The 16226-nt window shown below is 64.3% G+C and carries 12 protein-coding genes; 6 read left to right on the top strand and 6 right to left on the bottom strand.

Annotation, left to right across the window (positions count from 1 at the left end; all coding sequences use genetic code 11):
• Positions 1 to 55 precede the first annotated feature (55 nt).
• Entirely contained in the window at positions 56 to 1549 is a 1494-nt protein-coding gene (gene pgi / locus QU44_RS02030; protein WP_033919745.1) for a glucose-6-phosphate isomerase, read from the bottom strand.
• A gap of 158 nt (positions 1550 to 1707) precedes the next feature.
• Here pgi and lepB point away from each other — a divergent pair, with 158 nt between their 5' ends.
• From lepB to era, 3 genes are all read left to right on the top strand, one after another.
• Positions 1708 to 2511 carry a signal peptidase I gene (gene lepB, locus QU44_RS02035; protein ID WP_033919746.1) on the top strand — a complete coding sequence of 268 codons (804 nt, stop codon included), beginning with the start codon at positions 1708 to 1710 and terminating at the stop codon, positions 2509 to 2511.
• Positions 2484 to 3191 carry a ribonuclease III gene (gene rnc / locus QU44_RS02040; RefSeq protein WP_052134251.1) on the top strand — a complete coding sequence of 236 codons (708 nt, stop codon included), beginning with the start codon at positions 2484 to 2486 and terminating at the stop codon, positions 3189 to 3191. The genes lepB and rnc overlap by 28 nt, the downstream gene beginning before the upstream one ends.
• A 315-nt stretch (positions 3192 to 3506) precedes the next feature.
• Positions 3507 to 4412, top strand: coding sequence for a GTPase Era (gene era, locus QU44_RS02045; protein WP_033919747.1), 906 nt, complete (start codon positions 3507 to 3509; stop codon positions 4410 to 4412).
• A gap of 173 nt (positions 4413 to 4585) precedes the next feature.
• Here the strand turns inward: era and QU44_RS17660 are convergent, their stop codons facing one another.
• From QU44_RS17660 to QU44_RS02055, 3 genes are all read right to left on the bottom strand, one after another.
• On the bottom strand, positions 4586 to 4762 hold the full coding sequence (locus QU44_RS17660; RefSeq protein ID WP_331377412.1) for a hypothetical protein: 177 nt from the start codon (positions 4760 to 4762) through the stop codon (positions 4586 to 4588).
• 385 nt (positions 4763 to 5147) lie between these two features.
• Positions 5148 to 8735, bottom strand: coding sequence for an ABC transporter permease/M1 family aminopeptidase (locus QU44_RS02050; RefSeq protein WP_033919748.1), 3588 nt, complete (start codon positions 8733 to 8735; stop codon positions 5148 to 5150).
• A gap of 17 nt (positions 8736 to 8752) precedes the next feature.
• Positions 8753 to 9649, bottom strand: coding sequence for an ABC transporter ATP-binding protein (locus tag QU44_RS02055; RefSeq protein ID WP_033919749.1), 897 nt, complete (start codon positions 9647 to 9649; stop codon positions 8753 to 8755).
• Between the two features lie 404 nt (positions 9650 to 10053).
• Between QU44_RS02055 and rsgA the strand changes: the two genes are divergently transcribed.
• Together rsgA and QU44_RS18455 are read left to right on the top strand one after the other, a co-directional pair.
• Positions 10054 to 11091, top strand: a complete 1038-nt coding sequence (rsgA, locus tag QU44_RS02060; protein WP_197054222.1) for a ribosome small subunit-dependent GTPase A — start codon at positions 10054 to 10056, stop codon at positions 11089 to 11091.
• A 3-nt stretch (positions 11092 to 11094) separates the two neighbouring features.
• Positions 11095 to 11250 carry a hypothetical protein gene (locus tag QU44_RS18455; protein ID WP_197054223.1) on the top strand — a complete coding sequence of 52 codons (156 nt, stop codon included), beginning with the start codon at positions 11095 to 11097 and terminating at the stop codon, positions 11248 to 11250.
• 145 nt (positions 11251 to 11395) lie between these two features.
• Here the strand turns inward: QU44_RS18455 and QU44_RS02065 are convergent, their stop codons facing one another.
• A complete protein-coding gene (locus QU44_RS02065; protein ID WP_033919750.1) occupies positions 11396 to 12277 on the bottom strand; it encodes a LysR family transcriptional regulator in 882 nt (293 codons plus the stop codon).
• Between the two features lie 94 nt (positions 12278 to 12371).
• Between QU44_RS02065 and bla the strand changes: the two genes are divergently transcribed.
• Positions 12372 to 13301 carry a subclass B3 metallo-beta-lactamase gene (gene bla, locus QU44_RS02070; protein ID WP_033919797.1) on the top strand — a complete coding sequence of 310 codons (930 nt, stop codon included), beginning with the start codon at positions 12372 to 12374 and terminating at the stop codon, positions 13299 to 13301.
• A 39-nt stretch (positions 13302 to 13340) separates the two neighbouring features.
• Here bla and QU44_RS02075 read toward each other — a convergent pair.
• Positions 13341 to 16226, bottom strand: a 2886-nt coding sequence (locus tag QU44_RS02075; RefSeq protein ID WP_156140873.1) for an efflux RND transporter permease subunit, incomplete at its 5' end; no start/stop codon positions are given.

Consider the following 16226-nt stretch of genomic DNA (forward strand, 5'->3'; position numbering starts at 1 on the left):
AACGGTGCTTCGACAGGCTCAGCACGAACGGAAGATGGGGCCGGGTCGCCCGCAATCAACCAAGCGCGCGCTTGATGAGCGCGGTGGTCGATGCGTCGAACACCATGTCGCCGGCATCGGCGGCCTTGGCCATTTCCTTGCCCAGCTCGACGCCGAACTGGTCGAACGGGTTGATGTCGAGCAGCGCTGCACTCACGAAGGTGCGATGTTCGTAGAACGCGATCAGCGCGCCCAGCGTGCGCGGGTCGAGCGTTTCGAGCAGCAACGTCGCCGACGGACGATCGCCCGCATAGGCGCGCGCCGCGTCGTCATTGGCGCGACCCTGCATCAGTGCCGCGCCTTGCGCGAAGGCGTTGAGCAGCAACTGGCGGTGATGCGCTTCGGCCAGGCCGTCGCCCGGCTCGGTCACCGCGACGAATTCGACCGGCACCAGATGCGTGCCCTGGTGCAGCAACTGGAACACCGCATGCTGGGCATCGGTGCCGACCCCGCCCCAGGTGATCGGCGCGCTCGGGCGATCGAGCGGCACGCCTTGCGCGGTCACGCCCTTGCCGTTCGATTCCATTTCGAGCTGCTGGAGATAATCGGGCAGCAACCGCAGCCGCTCGTCATAGGCGAACACCGCGCGAGTCGCACAGCCGCGCACCTGGGTGTAATAAAGGTCGGCGAAAGCGGCCAGGACCGGCGCGTTCCTGGCCGGATCGGTGAAGCGGAAATGGCGGTCCATTTCGGCGGCACCTTCGAGCAGTTCCTCGAACGCTTCATAACCAAGCGCCATCGCGGCTGGGAAACCGATCGACGACCAAAGCGAATAGCGACCGCCGACGCTTTCCGAAAAGGGCAGGATGCGGGTTTCATCGACACCCCATTCCATCGCCTTTTCGGGCGCGGCGGTGAGCGCGATCACGCGGCCATAGGGATCATCGACCCCCGCCTCGGCCATCCATGCCAGCGCGCTTTCGGCGTTGAGCAGCGTTTCAGTGGTGGTGAAGGTCTTCGACGCGACCGCGATGATCGTCGCATGCGGATCGAATTGCTCCAGCGCGGTTTCCAGCGCGACGCCATCGACGTTGGAAACGATCGCGACGTCATAATGCACGCCGTCATTGCCAAGCGCATCGACCAGCAGATCGGGGCCGAGCGCCGATCCGCCGATGCCGATATGCAGGACGTGCTGGACCGGGCCGAATGCTTCCCCTTCGATCGCGTCGATCAGCGCGCGCATCCGCGCATGCTGCTTGCGTGCGCGATCGACGCTGGCGGCGGCCCCTTCGCCGCGCTCGGCGGTATGCTCGACCGCGCGGCCTTCGGTGACGTTGACGATCTCGCCGCCGAACAGCGCATCGCGCTTGGCGGCAAGCCCCGCCTGGTCGGCCAGTGTGGTGAAGGCGGCGACCAGCTCGGGCGTCAGATGCGTCTTGGCGAAATCGAAATGGATGCCGGCCAGGTCGATAGTCAACGAATCAAGCCGGCCCGCATCGGCGGCGAACAGCTCGGCTAGGGTCGCGCGCGGTGCGGATTCGATCGGGGTCCAGTCGGTGGCTGCCATGTTTCGGTCTCCAGGGGGATATCGTCGGCGGCGTCGTAGAACATCGCGCGCCGTAGCGGAACACCTTGCGCGGTCGCGATTGCGGTTCGGGGTGCGTGTCCGCGCCGCCGCCGCCTTACCGCTTGACCTGCCTCACACACCACAGCACATCGCAGGGCATGGCCAAGTCCCCCCGCCCCGCCTCTGGCAAACCGACCCGCCCCGAATGGCAGGAAACGCTGATCTTCCTGGTGAAGCTCGCGCTGTTCGTCTTCGTGATCCGCAGCTTTCTGTTTTCGCCTTTCGTCATCCCCTCGGGATCGATGCTGCCGCGCACGCTGATCGGCGACTATCTGTTCGTGACCAAATGGAATTACGGCTATTCGCGGCATTCGCTGCCGTGGAGCGTGCCGCTGATTCCGGGCCGCATCCTTGCCTCGACGCCCGAGCGCGGCGACGTCGCGGTGTTCAAGGCACCGCCCGAAAACAAGGAAGACTGGATCAAGCGGGTGATCGGTCTGCCCGGCGATCGGGTGCAGATGCGCGGCGGGCAATTATTCCTGAACGGCACCGCGGTGCCAAAGGTGCGGATCGCCGATTTCGTCCTGCCGGTAACCCCCAATTCCACCTGCCAGGAATATTTCCGCGACGCGCTGCCCGATGGCACGCAAATATGCCGCTATCCGCAATATCGCGAGACGCTGCCAAACGGCGTCAGCTATGACGTGCTCGATCTGGGGTTCAGCCCTGCCGACGATACCGAAGTCTATACCGTGCCCGCCGATCACCTGTTCATGATGGGCGATAATCGCGACGATTCGCGCGACAGCCGCTTCGCCGATTCGATCAGCTTCGTGCCGATGGTGAATCTTGAGGGCAAGGCGGTGGTTAATTTCTGGTCGACTGATGGCAGCGCGGCGTGGCTGATGCCCTGGACCTGGCCCGGCGCGACGCGATGGGAGCGGATCGGGGAAGCTTTTTGACCACCGAATTGACTGGCGAAACGCTGGCCGACTGGGTCGCGAGAACGCTGGGCCACGCCCCTGCCGACATCACGCCCTATGCCCGCGCGCTGACGCATGGCAGCCAGGCGGCGCTGAATTACGAGCGGCTCGAATTCCTGGGCGATCGGGTGCTGGGGCTGTGCATGGCCGAATGGCTGTTCGAACGCTTTCCCGACGAGCCCGAGGGCAAATTGTCGCGGCGGCTGAATGCGCTGGTGACCGGCGCGATCTGTGCCGACATCGCGCGTGAGGCCGGGGTGGTGCCGCATCTCAAGCTTGGCAAGCAAGCGCGCGACGATGGCGCGGCGAACAGCGACAATGTGCTAGGCGACGTGATGGAGGCGCTGATCGGCGCGCTGTATCTCGATACCGGGATCGAGGGTGCGCGCGCCTTCGTCCGCCGCGCCTGGGGCGGACGCATCGACGCGCAGGCAAAGGCCCCCCGCCATCCCAAATCGGCGTTGCAGGAATGGGCCGCCGCCAACAACCGCCGCCCGCCCGAATATGCGATCGTCGAACGCTCAGGCCCACACCACGCACCACGATTCCGGGTGCGCGTAACGGTGGGGAAATTGGCGGAGGCCGAGGCTGAGGGAAGTTCGAAGCAAGAGGCCGAAACTGCGGCGGCAGAGGGGTTGCTGGCAAAGCTTGGGGGGTAGGCGCAATGGAGGGACGATCTTTCAACCAGCACAAGACAAGCGAAATCTTAGCGGGACCGCCCCAGCCCTCACCCCGTTCGTGCTGAGCTTGTCGAAGCACTTGTGGCAGAGCGCCAAATCAAGGGCTGGGGCCGGCCCAAAAAAATGGCGCTGATCCGGGGCGACTGGGACGAAATCGTCACGCTCGCCAGAAAAAAGAACGGTGCTTCGACAAGCTCAGCACGAACGGATAAGGGGTAGGCGATCCTCTCCCTCAACATCCGTTTGTCCTGAGCTCGTCGAAGGACCGTACTTCTCCTTTCGAAACGAAACCCGATGACACAAACCCCCTCCCCCCATTGCGGCCTGGTCGCCGTCGTCGGCGCGCCCAATGCCGGCAAGTCCACGTTGGTCAACGCGCTGGTCGGCCAGAAGGTCGCGATCGTCAGTCCAAAGGCGCAGACCACGCGCGTCCGGCTGATGGGGATCGCGATCGAGGGCGAGACGCAGTTGCTGCTGGTCGACACCCCCGGCATCTTCGATCCCAAGCGCCGCTTCGATCGCGCGATGGTGACCGCCGCCTGGGAAGGTGCCGAAGGGGCCGACGCGATCGCGTTCGTCGTCGATGCCAAATCGGGGCTGCCCGAAAAGGTGACGGTGATCGCCGAGCGGCTGGCGTCGCGCAAGGAGCCCAAGCTGCTGATCCTCAACAAGGTCGACCTGGCCGACAAGCCGCGCCTGCTGACGCATGCCGAGCGGCTGAACGCGCTGCTGCCCTTCGACGAAACCTTCTTCGTCTCGGCAACCACCGGCGACGGGATTGCCGAACTCAAGACCGCGCTGACCCGCCGGATGCCGCAGGGGCCGTGGCACTTCCCCGCCGACCAGGTGAGCGACGCCAGCGAACGGATGCTCGCCGCCGAAGTCACGCGCGAGCAGATATTCCTCCAGCTCCACGCCGAACTGCCCTACGCCAGCGCGGTCGAGACCGAGCAATATATCGAGCGGCCCGACGGATCGGTCGAACTCCACCAGCAAATCCTGGTCGAACGCGACACCCAGCGCGCGATCGTGCTGGGCAAGGGCGGATCGCGGATCAAGGAAATCGGCGCCCGCGCGCGCGCCGAACTATCGCGGGTGATGGGGGTGCCGGTGCATTTGTATCTGCATGTGAAGGTCAAGCCCGGCTGGGACGACGACCGGACGCTGAACAACGACATGGGGCTCGACTGGGTGGATTGAGGCGAGGACTAGTGGATTGATTTTGACATTCGCATCCCGCCTGCGGCACGCTCTCGCTGCGAATGTCAAAATCATAAAATCCACTAGAATCAAATAATTGCTAGTGGTCCTGGAGATTCTGACATTTGCTCCTGACTGAGCCGAAGGGGGTAGCAAATGTCAGAATCGGACCACTAGGGGCCTGGTCCTAAAGGAGCATGATCGTCGGCGTCGATCCAGACGACGTGCGAATCGATTTCCAGCCGCAGGATCGCGCGTAGCGCCTCTACTCGCGCGCGAATTTCCTCGCGGCGGGCGTCGTTGGCCTGGCGCTGGGCATAGAGCAGGTCGGCCAGGTCGGTCGCGCCCATCCGACGGGCCATCAACCTGGTCGGCGTGCCGGGTCTGATCGCGGCGGCACGGGCGTGAATACGCACCCTTTTTGCGTATTCAGACCATACCGGACCTCCACCAGCGCCCTCTCACCCACTCAAGGCTCCTAAAGACCACCTCGTGCAATTTGACTCGCCGAACCGCCCGGGATCGGAAATCGTCAAAGCCCACCTCGCTGTTCACGACTTTCCACACGGTCTGCACAAGTCTTGCATCACGCCAGCCAAGGCCGAAATCCAGCCGCTGCACTGATGCACATATCCGATGCACCCGCATTCGGCTCGTACGAGGGCAAATCCCAACATCGCACCCCTTGCAGGACCGGCGAATTGCAAGCGGCAGTGACATCCCTTCCCTTGCTGCTCAATCGGCGATTGCCACGACATTGTCGTCGGCGTTGCGATCGACATATTTGTTGTAGGGATCGACGCCAGCGAAAGTCGGGCGGCGGGAGGTCACGATGCGTATCTGCTGCTGCCCGCTGCGGATGGGGCGGCGTTCGATCGAAACCACGTTGGGCCTGGCGAAATCGCCGATGCCGGGGCGCGCGGTGAAGACACCGATCTCGATCAGGTCGTTCAGCGGTGCTTGTTTCTCGATCCCCTTGCCATCGGCATAAGCCTTACCCGCCGTGACGGTCAGGGTGGTTTCGAAGCGTCCGCCGGCGATCGGACGGACCGTCGCCGCGGTGGTTTTCAGATCGTAGATGGTGATCCGTTCGAGCAGGTCGGACACCAGCTGCCGCTCGCCATCGTTGCGCGCCAGGCCGCGAAATCCCTCAACCAGATCGGTCGATCGGGCATAGGGCGCACCCTTGAAGCGATAGCGATCGACCAGCGCCGCAAGCATCGCGTTGACGCGGTCCTCGCCCAGCCGGTCCTGCAGCAGATACATCACCACCGCGCCCTTGCGGTAATGGATATATCCCTGATTCTCGACCCGGTTGAGCGGCAGTTCCTCGATCGCTTCGCTGCCACGCGCGCGAAGATAACTGTCGAGTTCGTATTTCAGGAAACGGCGGATGCGATCGTCGCCATACATATCCTTCATCACCATCAGCGCGCCATATTGCGCCAGCGTCTCGACCAGCATCGTGCCGCCCTGCATGTCGGCGCTGATCAGCTGATGCGCCCAATATTGGTGCGCCAGCTCGTGCGCGGTGACATAGGTTACATAATCGATCGCCTTGGGATCGCGGGTATCGGCGATGAAGCCGATCTTTTCCGAATAGGGAATGGTGCCGGCAAACGCCTGGGCGAAGGCGGCATAGCCCGGAAACTCGACGATCCGGGCATAGTCGAATTGATAGGGGCCGAACGCCCGTTCGAAATAGCCGAGCGACCGCTGCATCGCCGCCAGCATCCGTGGGACGTTATAGGCATGGCCGGGGTGGTGATACACGCTGAGCGCGACGTCGCCCGCGCGCGCCGTCGCCTCGGCATAGCCCGCCGATTGGACCGAGAAAAAGGCAAGGATCGGCGCGGTCGATACGAAACGCGCGGTGCGGCGGCCATCGGCGGTGGTGTCCGACACGCGGCGGCCGGGCGCGATCGGCACCTGATCGGCGCTGGTCGACAGCGTGATGTCGCTCATTACCCAGCTGGCATTGCCGATATAGTTGCGCCGCGTTGCCGACATATCTTCGAGCTTGGCCATGCGCTGCTCGGCGGGCAGGCCGTATTTGCGCCGCTCGGCGCGGTCGGTGAGCAAGCCGAAGCGCTGCATCCCGATCTGCGGCGCAAATTCGCTGTTGTTGAGGAAGCTGCCATTGGCGACCAACCGGGTGTCGTCGCCATTGGCGCGAAGCCCGCGCTGTTGGCGCATCGTGGTGAAATCGAGCACGGTGCGTGCCCCTGGTGCCAGCGGGGTATCGAAACGATAGATGCGATATTGCAGCACCGAATCGTCCATCGCCAGCCGCGCACCGGGCACGCGAAGCCCGGTAATCCGCATCGAGGGATCGGCGGCACGGACATGCAGTGTCTCGAGCGGCGCGCCGGTATCGTTGATCAGCCAGAAACGGCCGCGCGCCTCCATTCGCCGACGCTCAGGGTATAGATCGACCTTGATCCGCATTGCCGTCGCCGATGGCTGGCGCACGGTTTCGTAGCGCAGGTAGCGCTTTTCATACCGCGCCAATTGCGCGTTGTTGTCGTCGCGGGTGCGGTATTCATTCAGGATGTTCATGTTCCAGTACAAGAACCCGCCGGTCGAAACGAAGACCAGCAGCGCGGCGGCGATGATCGCGCCGGGCGCCCCCTTGAGCCGGGCGGGCAGTCGCGCCAGCCGTGCCTTCAGCCGCGTTTCGGTGCCGCGCCGCCACAGCAGATGCGCCAGCACCGCCAGGATGACCGCGAAAGCACCCCAGTATAGCCGCAGCCACCACCCCGCCGGCCCGCCGACCTGATCGCCGTTCATATCCGAAAGCTGCGGCGTGCCGGTGCTGCCGTACAGATACAGCGGATGTTCGAAGCCGATGTTCGCCAAGGTGATCGTCGCGACGAGATAGACGACCATCAGCGCCCAGCCGACATATTTGTTGGGGCTGAGCGCCTGCAGGAATACCGCCAGCACCGCGATCAGCAGCATGTCGACCGACAGCGGGACCAGATACCAGCCGAGATATTGGCCAAGCTCGATGCTGGCACCGCCGCGGATCACCTGGACCAGCATCGCGGCGACAACCGATACCGCCAGCGTCGCGAACAACACGATCGCCACCGCGAGCGTCTTGGGCACCATATACGCCCAATTGGGCAAGGCGGTCGCGTCGACGATCTCGTGCATCCGCCGATCGCGGTCGCGCCACACGACTTCGCCCGCATAATAGATCGCGATGACGATCGGGATAATGCCGAAACTGCCGAACAGCACTTCGAGGATTGCGAAGGTCAGCGGTCGCCCGGGCGTGCCATAGGCCTGGTTCGCCCCCAGCAGGCCGCCGACCGCATTGGCAAGACCGATCGCCAGCAGCACGAAAAAGGCAGGGCTCTTGAGCACCTGTCCGATCTCGAACCGGCATCGCTTCAGTAACTGGGTGCTGCGTGCCGCCTCGGGGTTCGTCGCGGGCAGCTTGGCGACCATTACCGGCGGCAGCGCAGCGAGCTTCGCCTCGCGCTTGGCCGCACGCCGCATCCGGCGCTTCGACATGCCGCGTTCGGCAAAGCTGAACCGCGCATAGGCCAGCAGAAGTGCGAGCGCTGCAACGACGAACGCCAGCGAGCGATTGACGAGCAATGCACCCTCGAGCGGGGGAATCATCGTATTGGATTCGGCCGCGGTCCAATATCGCGCGGTCACTGCGAATGCGCCAATGCCGAACGGTTCGAAATAGGCGACGCTGTCGCGCCATTCGGGACGCGACTGGATGACGCCGATCAGCACGAAATAGCCGACGAGGAAGACGATCACCCCCAGATAGCTGTACACCATCGACCGCGTCAGCGTCGCTACCGCAAAGAAGATCGCCGCAGTCAGCACCACATTGGGCAGCGCCAGCACGAAATAGGCGAAGGCATAGTCCCGCAGTCGGTTCGGCCCCAGCGTTTCGGCATCGAGCCAAGGCATCAGCGAACCGAGCCAGATCGCCAGCGGCACCGCGGCAAAGGCGATAACAGCAGCCCCGAGCGCGCCGGCGAAGCGACCGATCAGATAGTCGAACTTCACCACCCGCGTCGATCGCACCATCGGCCCGAAGCCGCTTTCGTCGTCACGCACGATGACGTTGGCAACGAACGCGGTGGTCACGAACATGAAAAAGATCGACAGGATCAGATGCGTCTGCGCGATCGCAAAGGGCGAATTGACGTGGACATTGCCGCCGCTCCCGATCTGGATCTGATCGATCGTCGTCGCGCCGAAGGTGAGCAGGAAGAACAGGATCGCGACGACCCAGAAGACGGGGCTGCCGAGTTGATAGCGAAGCTCGAAGGCGGCGATGCGGGCGAACATGCGCTGCTCTCCCCCGCTCAGGCGGCTTGCGCGGGCGCGGGCGTGCGGCGGCTGTGCGCGAGCGTCGAGAAGTAGACGTCCTCCAGCCCGCCATCGACGCTGGTGAACCCGTCGCCCGGATCGCCAGATGCCAGGACGTGGATCACCGTCCGGCCTGCGAACAGCCGGGTCGAGATCACCTCATGCCGCTCGCGATAGGCGTCGAGCTGGTCGCGCGCGATCGTCTTGGCCCAGATGCTGCCGCGCGTCTGCGCGATCAGATCGTGCGGCGCGCCTTCGCGCTGGATCCGCCCGCCCGCCAGGATCGCCATGCGCGGGCACAGATCGGCGACGTCCTCGACGATGTGCGTCGACAGGATGATGACGACATTCTCGCCGATCTCGGCAAGCAGGTTGAGGAAGCGATTGCGCTCCTCGGGGTCGAGCCCAGCGGTCGGCTCATCGACGATGATCAGTTCGGGATTGCCGATCAGCGCCTGCGCGATCCCGAAGCGCTGCCGCATCCCGCCCGAAAAGCCCGCAATCGCCTTCTTGCGCACCGACCATAAATTGGTCTGGTTGAGCAATGTCTCGACCGTCGCCTTGCGATCGGCGGCCGAGGCGACGCCCTTGAGCACCGCCATGTGATCGAGCATGTCATAGGCCGATACGCGCGGGTACACCCCGAAATCCTGCGGCAGATAGCCGAGTGTGCGGCGAAGCCGTTCGGGTTGGCCGATCACGTCGATGTCGCCGAAGGTGATCGCACCCTCGCTGGGCGTCTGGAGCGTGGCGATCGTGCGCATCAGCGTCGATTTGCCGGCGCCATTGGGGCCTAGCAGCCCGTACATCCCCTTGGGGATCGACAGGCTGACGCCGTCGAGTGCGCGCGTGCCATTGGCATAGACATGGCTGATGTTGTTGAGTTCGAGCATCTTACCCCCCGGTCAGGCAGCAAAGCTAACACGGTGTATTGCCGTGGCAAAGCACTATTAAACGGTCTTTGGGGGCATCCTATCTCGCGCATACCGGTCGTTTTCGCCGCAACGCCTCCCCCTTCGGCCCGGATGGAATACAAGCGCGCCTAGTCGCGAGGCCAGGATCAGTGTAGCCAGGGCATGAGGGGCCATTGGCCGAGCATGTTGCTCAAGCTGAACCTCGAATACCGGAGCGACCGACATACCACGCAAACCCAATTACGACTTTGAGCGCCGCGAGCGCGAAAAGACCAAGGCAGCCGAGTCCGCCAAGAAGGCGCAAGCCAAGCTGGACAAGCGCGCCGCTGAACAAGCAGCCCCCGATTCCGATCCATCAGACGGATCGACTATCGGCTGAAGCCATGCTGGAAACGTCCGATCCCACGCTGATGGAACTTGGCTGGCGGCCCTTCTTCCATGAGCAAGTCTCCGCCGAGCAGCACCAGCATTGCCAGCCCGTTCGCGTCATGTCGGTGCATCGCGGCAGGGTGACGGTGTTGGGCGAAGGGTTTTCGGATTCGATCTCGTCCAGCTTGCCCGATCAAGGACAAGCGGATGACCGGCCCACCGTCGGCGACTGGCTGCTGATCGACCGGAATACCCAAAGCCCCGTCCGCATTCTCAACCGGGCGAGCCTGTTCAAACGGCCCGCCCCGGGGGACGAGCGCCGGGTCCAGCTCATCGCCGCCAACATCGATACGCTGTTCATCGTCACCTCCTGCAATCAGGATTTCAGCGTCGCCCGCCTCGAACGCTATCTGGTGCTCACGCGCGAGGTGGGCGTCGATCCGGTGGTCATTCTGACGAAGGCCGACCAGGCAGCGACGCCCGAACGCTTCGTCGATGCGGCACGCGCGCTCCAGTCGGGGTTGCAGGTGGCGCTGATCGACGGGCGCGATCGCGCGAGCGTCGCTGGCCTTGCTCGCTATTGCGGGCTGGGCAAGACCGTCGCGCTGGTCGGATCGTCGGGCGTCGGCAAATCGACCCTGATCAACACGCTGATGGGTTCAAACACCATCGCGACACAAGCGGTTCGCGAGGATGACGGCAAAGGTCGGCACACGACCACCGTCCGCCAGATGCATCGATTGGCCAGTGGCGTGGGCGGTGGCGGCTGGCTCGTCGACACCCCCGGCATGCGCGAGCTCCAGATGTCCGAAGTGGCCTCGGGCGTTATCGACGTCTTCGACGATGTGATCGCCGTGACGCTCGACTGCCGGTTCGCCAACTGCACCCATATCGACGAGCCGGGATGTGCCATCCAGCCTGCGATCGCGGCGGGGACGCTCGATCCCGCTCGCGTCGAACGCTGGCGCAAGCTTACCCAGGAAAATGCGGTGAATACCGGCGCTGCGGCGGTTCGCCGCGCTCGCCTGGGAAAAGCCAGGAAAAGGAGATGATGATTGGCTGACCTCGACCTTCGGGCGCTCGAATCCGAGCGCCGGCGATTATGGGCCGAATGCCGCCTCAAGGGCCTGCCCAGGGGCACGCCCGAACGGCTCAGGATCGATGAGATCGACATGTTGCTGGCCGATCACCGGGCAAAACCCGCCGGCTAAGCCAGGGGATTTCACGCTGGCCGATCCCTTTTATCATCGTCATTCCCGCGAAGGCGGGAATGACGATGGAAATGCGGTAGCATCGCGTCAGGATGCTTTAGATTATATCGCCATCTTGCCGATGGGGTGCGTGGGAAACGACCACTCACGCCGCGTTGAAACCCGCCATCTCCTCCATCAGCCATTCGCGAAAACGCCGCATCGCGTTGAATTCGGGCCGCGAGATCAGGCGGGTCAGCCAATAGCGGCCGACATCGACCTCGACCGAAAAGGGCTGGACGAGCAATCCTGCCGCAAGCTCGCGCGCAAACATCACCGGCGGCAAAAGCGCAACGCCCAGGCCGGCGGCCGCCGCAGATGCCATGAGTGCGGAACTGTCGAACACCGGGCCACGAAGGATCGGGCCGGGCACGCCGGCGGCATCGAACCAGCGCGACCATTCATCCGGGCGGTACGAACGCAACAGCCGTTGATGCACCAGGTCGAGCGGAGCGGTGAGCTGCGCCGCGATTGCCGGGGTGCATGCCGGTGCCATCGGTGCTGCCAATAATGGTTCCGAATGAGTGCCGTGCCACGCGCCGTCGCCAAATCGGATCGCGAAATCAAGCGCTTCGGCGGCCAGATCGACGCGATTATTGTTGGTCGAAATCCGCAAGTCGATCGATGGATGGGCGCGAGCGAACGCATCCAGGCGTGGGAGCAGCCAGCCGCTGGCGAACGTGCCGACGACGCCAATCTTCAGCGGTTCGCGAACATGACCCTCGCCATATTGGTCGAGCGCCGCAGCGACGCGATCGAACATTTCGGCGAGTACCGGCACCAATGTACGCCCCTCGTCGGTCAGCGCGAGCCCCCGCGGCAAGCGATGGAACAGCCGCGTGTCGAGCCGGCGCTCAAGCTGCGCCACCTGGTGGCTGACCGCGCCCTGGCTTACGCAAAGTTCGATCGCCGCACGGGTGAAATTCAGGTGGCGCGCCGCTGCTTCGAAGGCACGCAGGGCGTTCAGCGGCAATTGGGCGCGGTCCATGCCCAAACCCTCATTTATTCTCATGGCTTTGTCGAGAAATCATGCTTTGTCGTGGACGCGATCGGTCGGCAATTCGGGGGCGAAGGGAAATGAAATGATCGAATTCATCATCGGTGCCGCCTGGCTTGCGGGCATCAGCGGCACGCCCGTCGGTGCGGTGGCGCAGGCGCAGTCCCCAAGGGGGGCGGCCACCGCCCGCCAGGCACCGCCCAGCCCAGACGATCCGCTGACGAAGCCGATGGCTCTGGAAAACGCCAGGAAATGGCTTGTGCCTGTGCCGCCGGAGAAAATCTTCGGCACCAGCTATCTTGTCGGGTTCGGCGGCCTCAGCGTTGCGCTGATCGATACCGGTGCGGGATTGATCCTGATCGATGGCGCGCTGCCCCAGGCGGCGTCGGCAATATTGGCCAATGTTCGCACGCTGGGATTCGACCCCAAAGACATCAGATTAATTCTTAGCACCGAGCCGCATTACGACCATGGCGGCGGCCTTGCGGCGCTAGCCCGCGACACTGGTGCCACCGTGGTCGCCAGCGATCGAGGCGCCGATGGTTTGCGGGCAGGCGCGAACACAAAGGACGACCCGCAGTTCAGCTATGGCGGCAACTGGCCGCGCGTGACGAGGATTCGCGTGGTGAAGCATGGCGAGGTGATCAGGCTCGGCCGCACGGCGATCACCGCGCACGCCACCCCCGGCCACACGATGGGAAGCATGAGCTGGAGCTGGCAAGCGTGTGAGGCGAATGCGTGCAAGGCAGTCGTCTTTGCATCGAGCCTGAACCCCGTATCCGCCGATGATTACCGCTATACCGCGCCATCCAGCGCCCCGATTTTGAGGGGATTCAGGGCAAGCTACCAGCGGCTTGACCGGCTGCCATGCGACATCCTGATCGCCGCGCATCCCGACAATGCAGGCAATGGGCGCTACAACGACAAGCCGGGCGCATGCCGCGCCTATGCCGAGCGGTCCCGCCGCTTGCTGACAAAACGGCTTGCGAGCGAACGCGACGACGCGGCGAAATAGGATGCGCGGGCGTTAATGGCAGCGGGCGGGGGGGCAGGCTCAGGCGTCGGGCACAACCTTCCCCGCATTGCTCCAGCGCGCACCGAGCCCAGTGAGGGCAACATACAAGGCCGGCACAAACAGCAAGGCGAGGCAGGTCGAACTGAGCATCCCCGCAAAGACCGAAATGCCGATCGACTTGCGCGCCGCCGCGCCGGCTCCGCTGGAGGTGATCAGCGGCACCACTCCGAGCAGGAACGCCAGCGATGTCATCACGATCGGGCGGAAACGTTCACGGCATGCCTTGATCACGGCGGCTTCGGGGGTGTCGCCTTGATCGTGCCGTTCTCGGGCGACTTCGACGATCAGGATCGCGTTTTTGGCTGAGAGCGCGATCAGCAGCACCAGCCCGATCTGGACATAGATATTGTTCGCCAGCCCGACCGCGCCCAGCACTCCCACCGTGCCGAGCAGCGCCAGCGGCACCGCGCCCAGCACCGCTAGCGGCAACAACCAGCTCTCATATTGCCCGGCCAGCATGAAATAGACGAGCAGGATCGACAGCGCGAACACCAGCAGCGCCGCCGACCCCGCGAGCTTTTCCTGATAGGACAGGCCGGTCCAGGCATAGTCCATGCCGCTGGGCAGCGTTTCCCTGGCGATCTGGTCGAGCGCCGCCAGCGCCTGACCCGAACTATAGCCCGGTGCCGCCGCGCCGTTGATCGATGCGGTGGGGAACAGGTTGTACAACCCGATCAGCGCCGGCCCGGTGGTGCGATCGACGCTGACCAGCGCCGATAGCGGCACCATCGCGCCCGATCGGCTGCGCACCGCCAGCCGGGTGATGTCGTCCGGGCGCATCCGGAACGGCACATCGGCCTGGACGAACACCGTATAGGTCTGGCCGAACCGAGCGAACTGGTTGGCATAGGAAGAACCCAGATAGCCAGCGAGCACATCGAACACGTCGCCCGGCGACACGCCCAGCGCCTCCGCGCGCGCACGATCGACCCGGACGGCAAGCTGCGGTGCATCGGCGCGGAAGGGCGTGAACGCCTGGCCGATCTCGGGGCGCTGTGCAGCCTTTTCGAGCATGGCGTTGGTCACCTGCGCCAGCCGCGCGAAATCCTGGCTGCCATCGACCAGCTCGACCTGCATCTGGAAACCACCCGAGAGGCCAAGGCCGGGTATCGCCGGGGGCACCGTCAGCAGAGTATTCGCCTGCTGCACCGCGCGGAAACGCTCGCGCAAATCGGCATAGACCGACGCCAGATCCGCCGATCGCATGTTCGCCCGCACATCCCATGGCTTGAGCACGATATAGAGGATGCCGGCATTGGCGAGCGACGCATTATTGTCGAGCGCCGACACCCCGCCGATCAGGATGGCATGATCGACGGCGGGATTTGCCTGCGCGATCCGGGTCAGTCGATTCATCGCCTGTTCGGTCCGTTCGAGCGTCGCCCCGCTGGGCAACTGCGCGATCGCCAGCAGATAGCCCTGATCCTCATTGGGGATGAACCCGGTGGGAATCCGGCTCAGCCCGAAAACCGCCACCCCGAACAGCGCCAGCGCGACCAGCACTGCCAGCCCGCTGCGGCGCAATATCCGTTCGATCAACGCGACATAGCGATTCTCGATCGCGGCATAGCCCCGGTTGAATCCCCGCCGAAACCGCGCGACCGGCCCGCGCCCATCGTTTTGGAGCCCCTCGCTTTCAGGTGTGTGGTGCCGCGCGCGCAGCCACTGCGCGCTTTGGGTCGGCTTCAGCGTCAGCGCGTTGACCGCGCTGAGAAAGGCGGTGGCGGCGATGACGAGCGCGAACTGGCGATACATCTCCCCGGTAACGCCGGGCAGAAACGCCGCCGGCAGAAACACCGCCATCAGCACCAGCGTGATCCCCAGGATCGGGCCGAGCAACTGGCGCATCGCCTGATCGGCGGCTTCGCGCGGGGCCATCCCTTCCTCCAGCCGCTGGGTCACGCCTTCGACGACGACGATCGCATCATCGACGACGATGCCGATCGACAGCACGATCGCGAACAAGGTGAGCAGGTTGATCGAAAAGCCCAGCGCAGCCATCGCCGCAAAGGCACCGATGATCGTCACGGGCACCGTGGTCGCCGGCACCAAGGTCGCGCGCCAATCCTGCAGGAACAACAGGATCACCAGCAGCACCAGCACGCCCGCTTCGACCAGCGTTTTGTACACCTCGTTGATCGAGGCGCGGACAAATTCGGTGGTGTCGAGCGGGATGGTGTATCCCAGGCTTTCGGGAAATTGCTTCGACAGCCGCGCCATCGTGTCGCGCACCGCCGCTGCGGTCTGAAGCGCGTTGGCGTCGCTCGACTGATAGATCGCGATGCCGGCGGCAGGGCTGCCGTCATAGCGGAAGAACTGGCCATAGCCGATGCTGCCCAGTTCGATCCGGGCAACGTCGCGCAGCCGGGTGAGCGGCTCACCATGGGTGTTGCCCGCCTTGACGATGATCGCGCCGAAATCCTCGGGTCGCTCGAAGCTGCCGTCGACATTGACGGTAAGCTGTAGCGGCTGCCCAGTGGCGGCGGGCGGCGAGCCGAGCTGGCCCGCCGTCACCTTCTGGCTTTGCTTGGCGATGGCCGCGAGCACATCATTGGGTTGCAGCCCGCGCGCGCGCATCAGCGCCGGATCGAGCCAGACGCGCATGCTGTAGGGGCCAGCGCCGAACACCGTGACGTCGCCAACGCCGGGCAAGCGGGCAAGCTGATCGCGCAACCGCGCCGTCGCGTAATTGGCCAGCGCCAGGCTGCCATGGCGTCCGTCGCGCGACGTCAGCGTGATCATCTGGAGGATCGCGGTCGATTTCTGCCGCGTGACCACGCCCTGTTGCTGCACGGCGGCGGGCAATTGCGGGATCGCGATCGCCACCCGGTTTTGCACTAGTGGTCCGATTCTGACATTTGCTAC

The organism is Sphingomonas sp. 37zxx (assembly GCF_000786205.1).
Taxonomy (GTDB): Bacteria; Pseudomonadota; Alphaproteobacteria; order Sphingomonadales; family Sphingomonadaceae; genus Sphingomonas.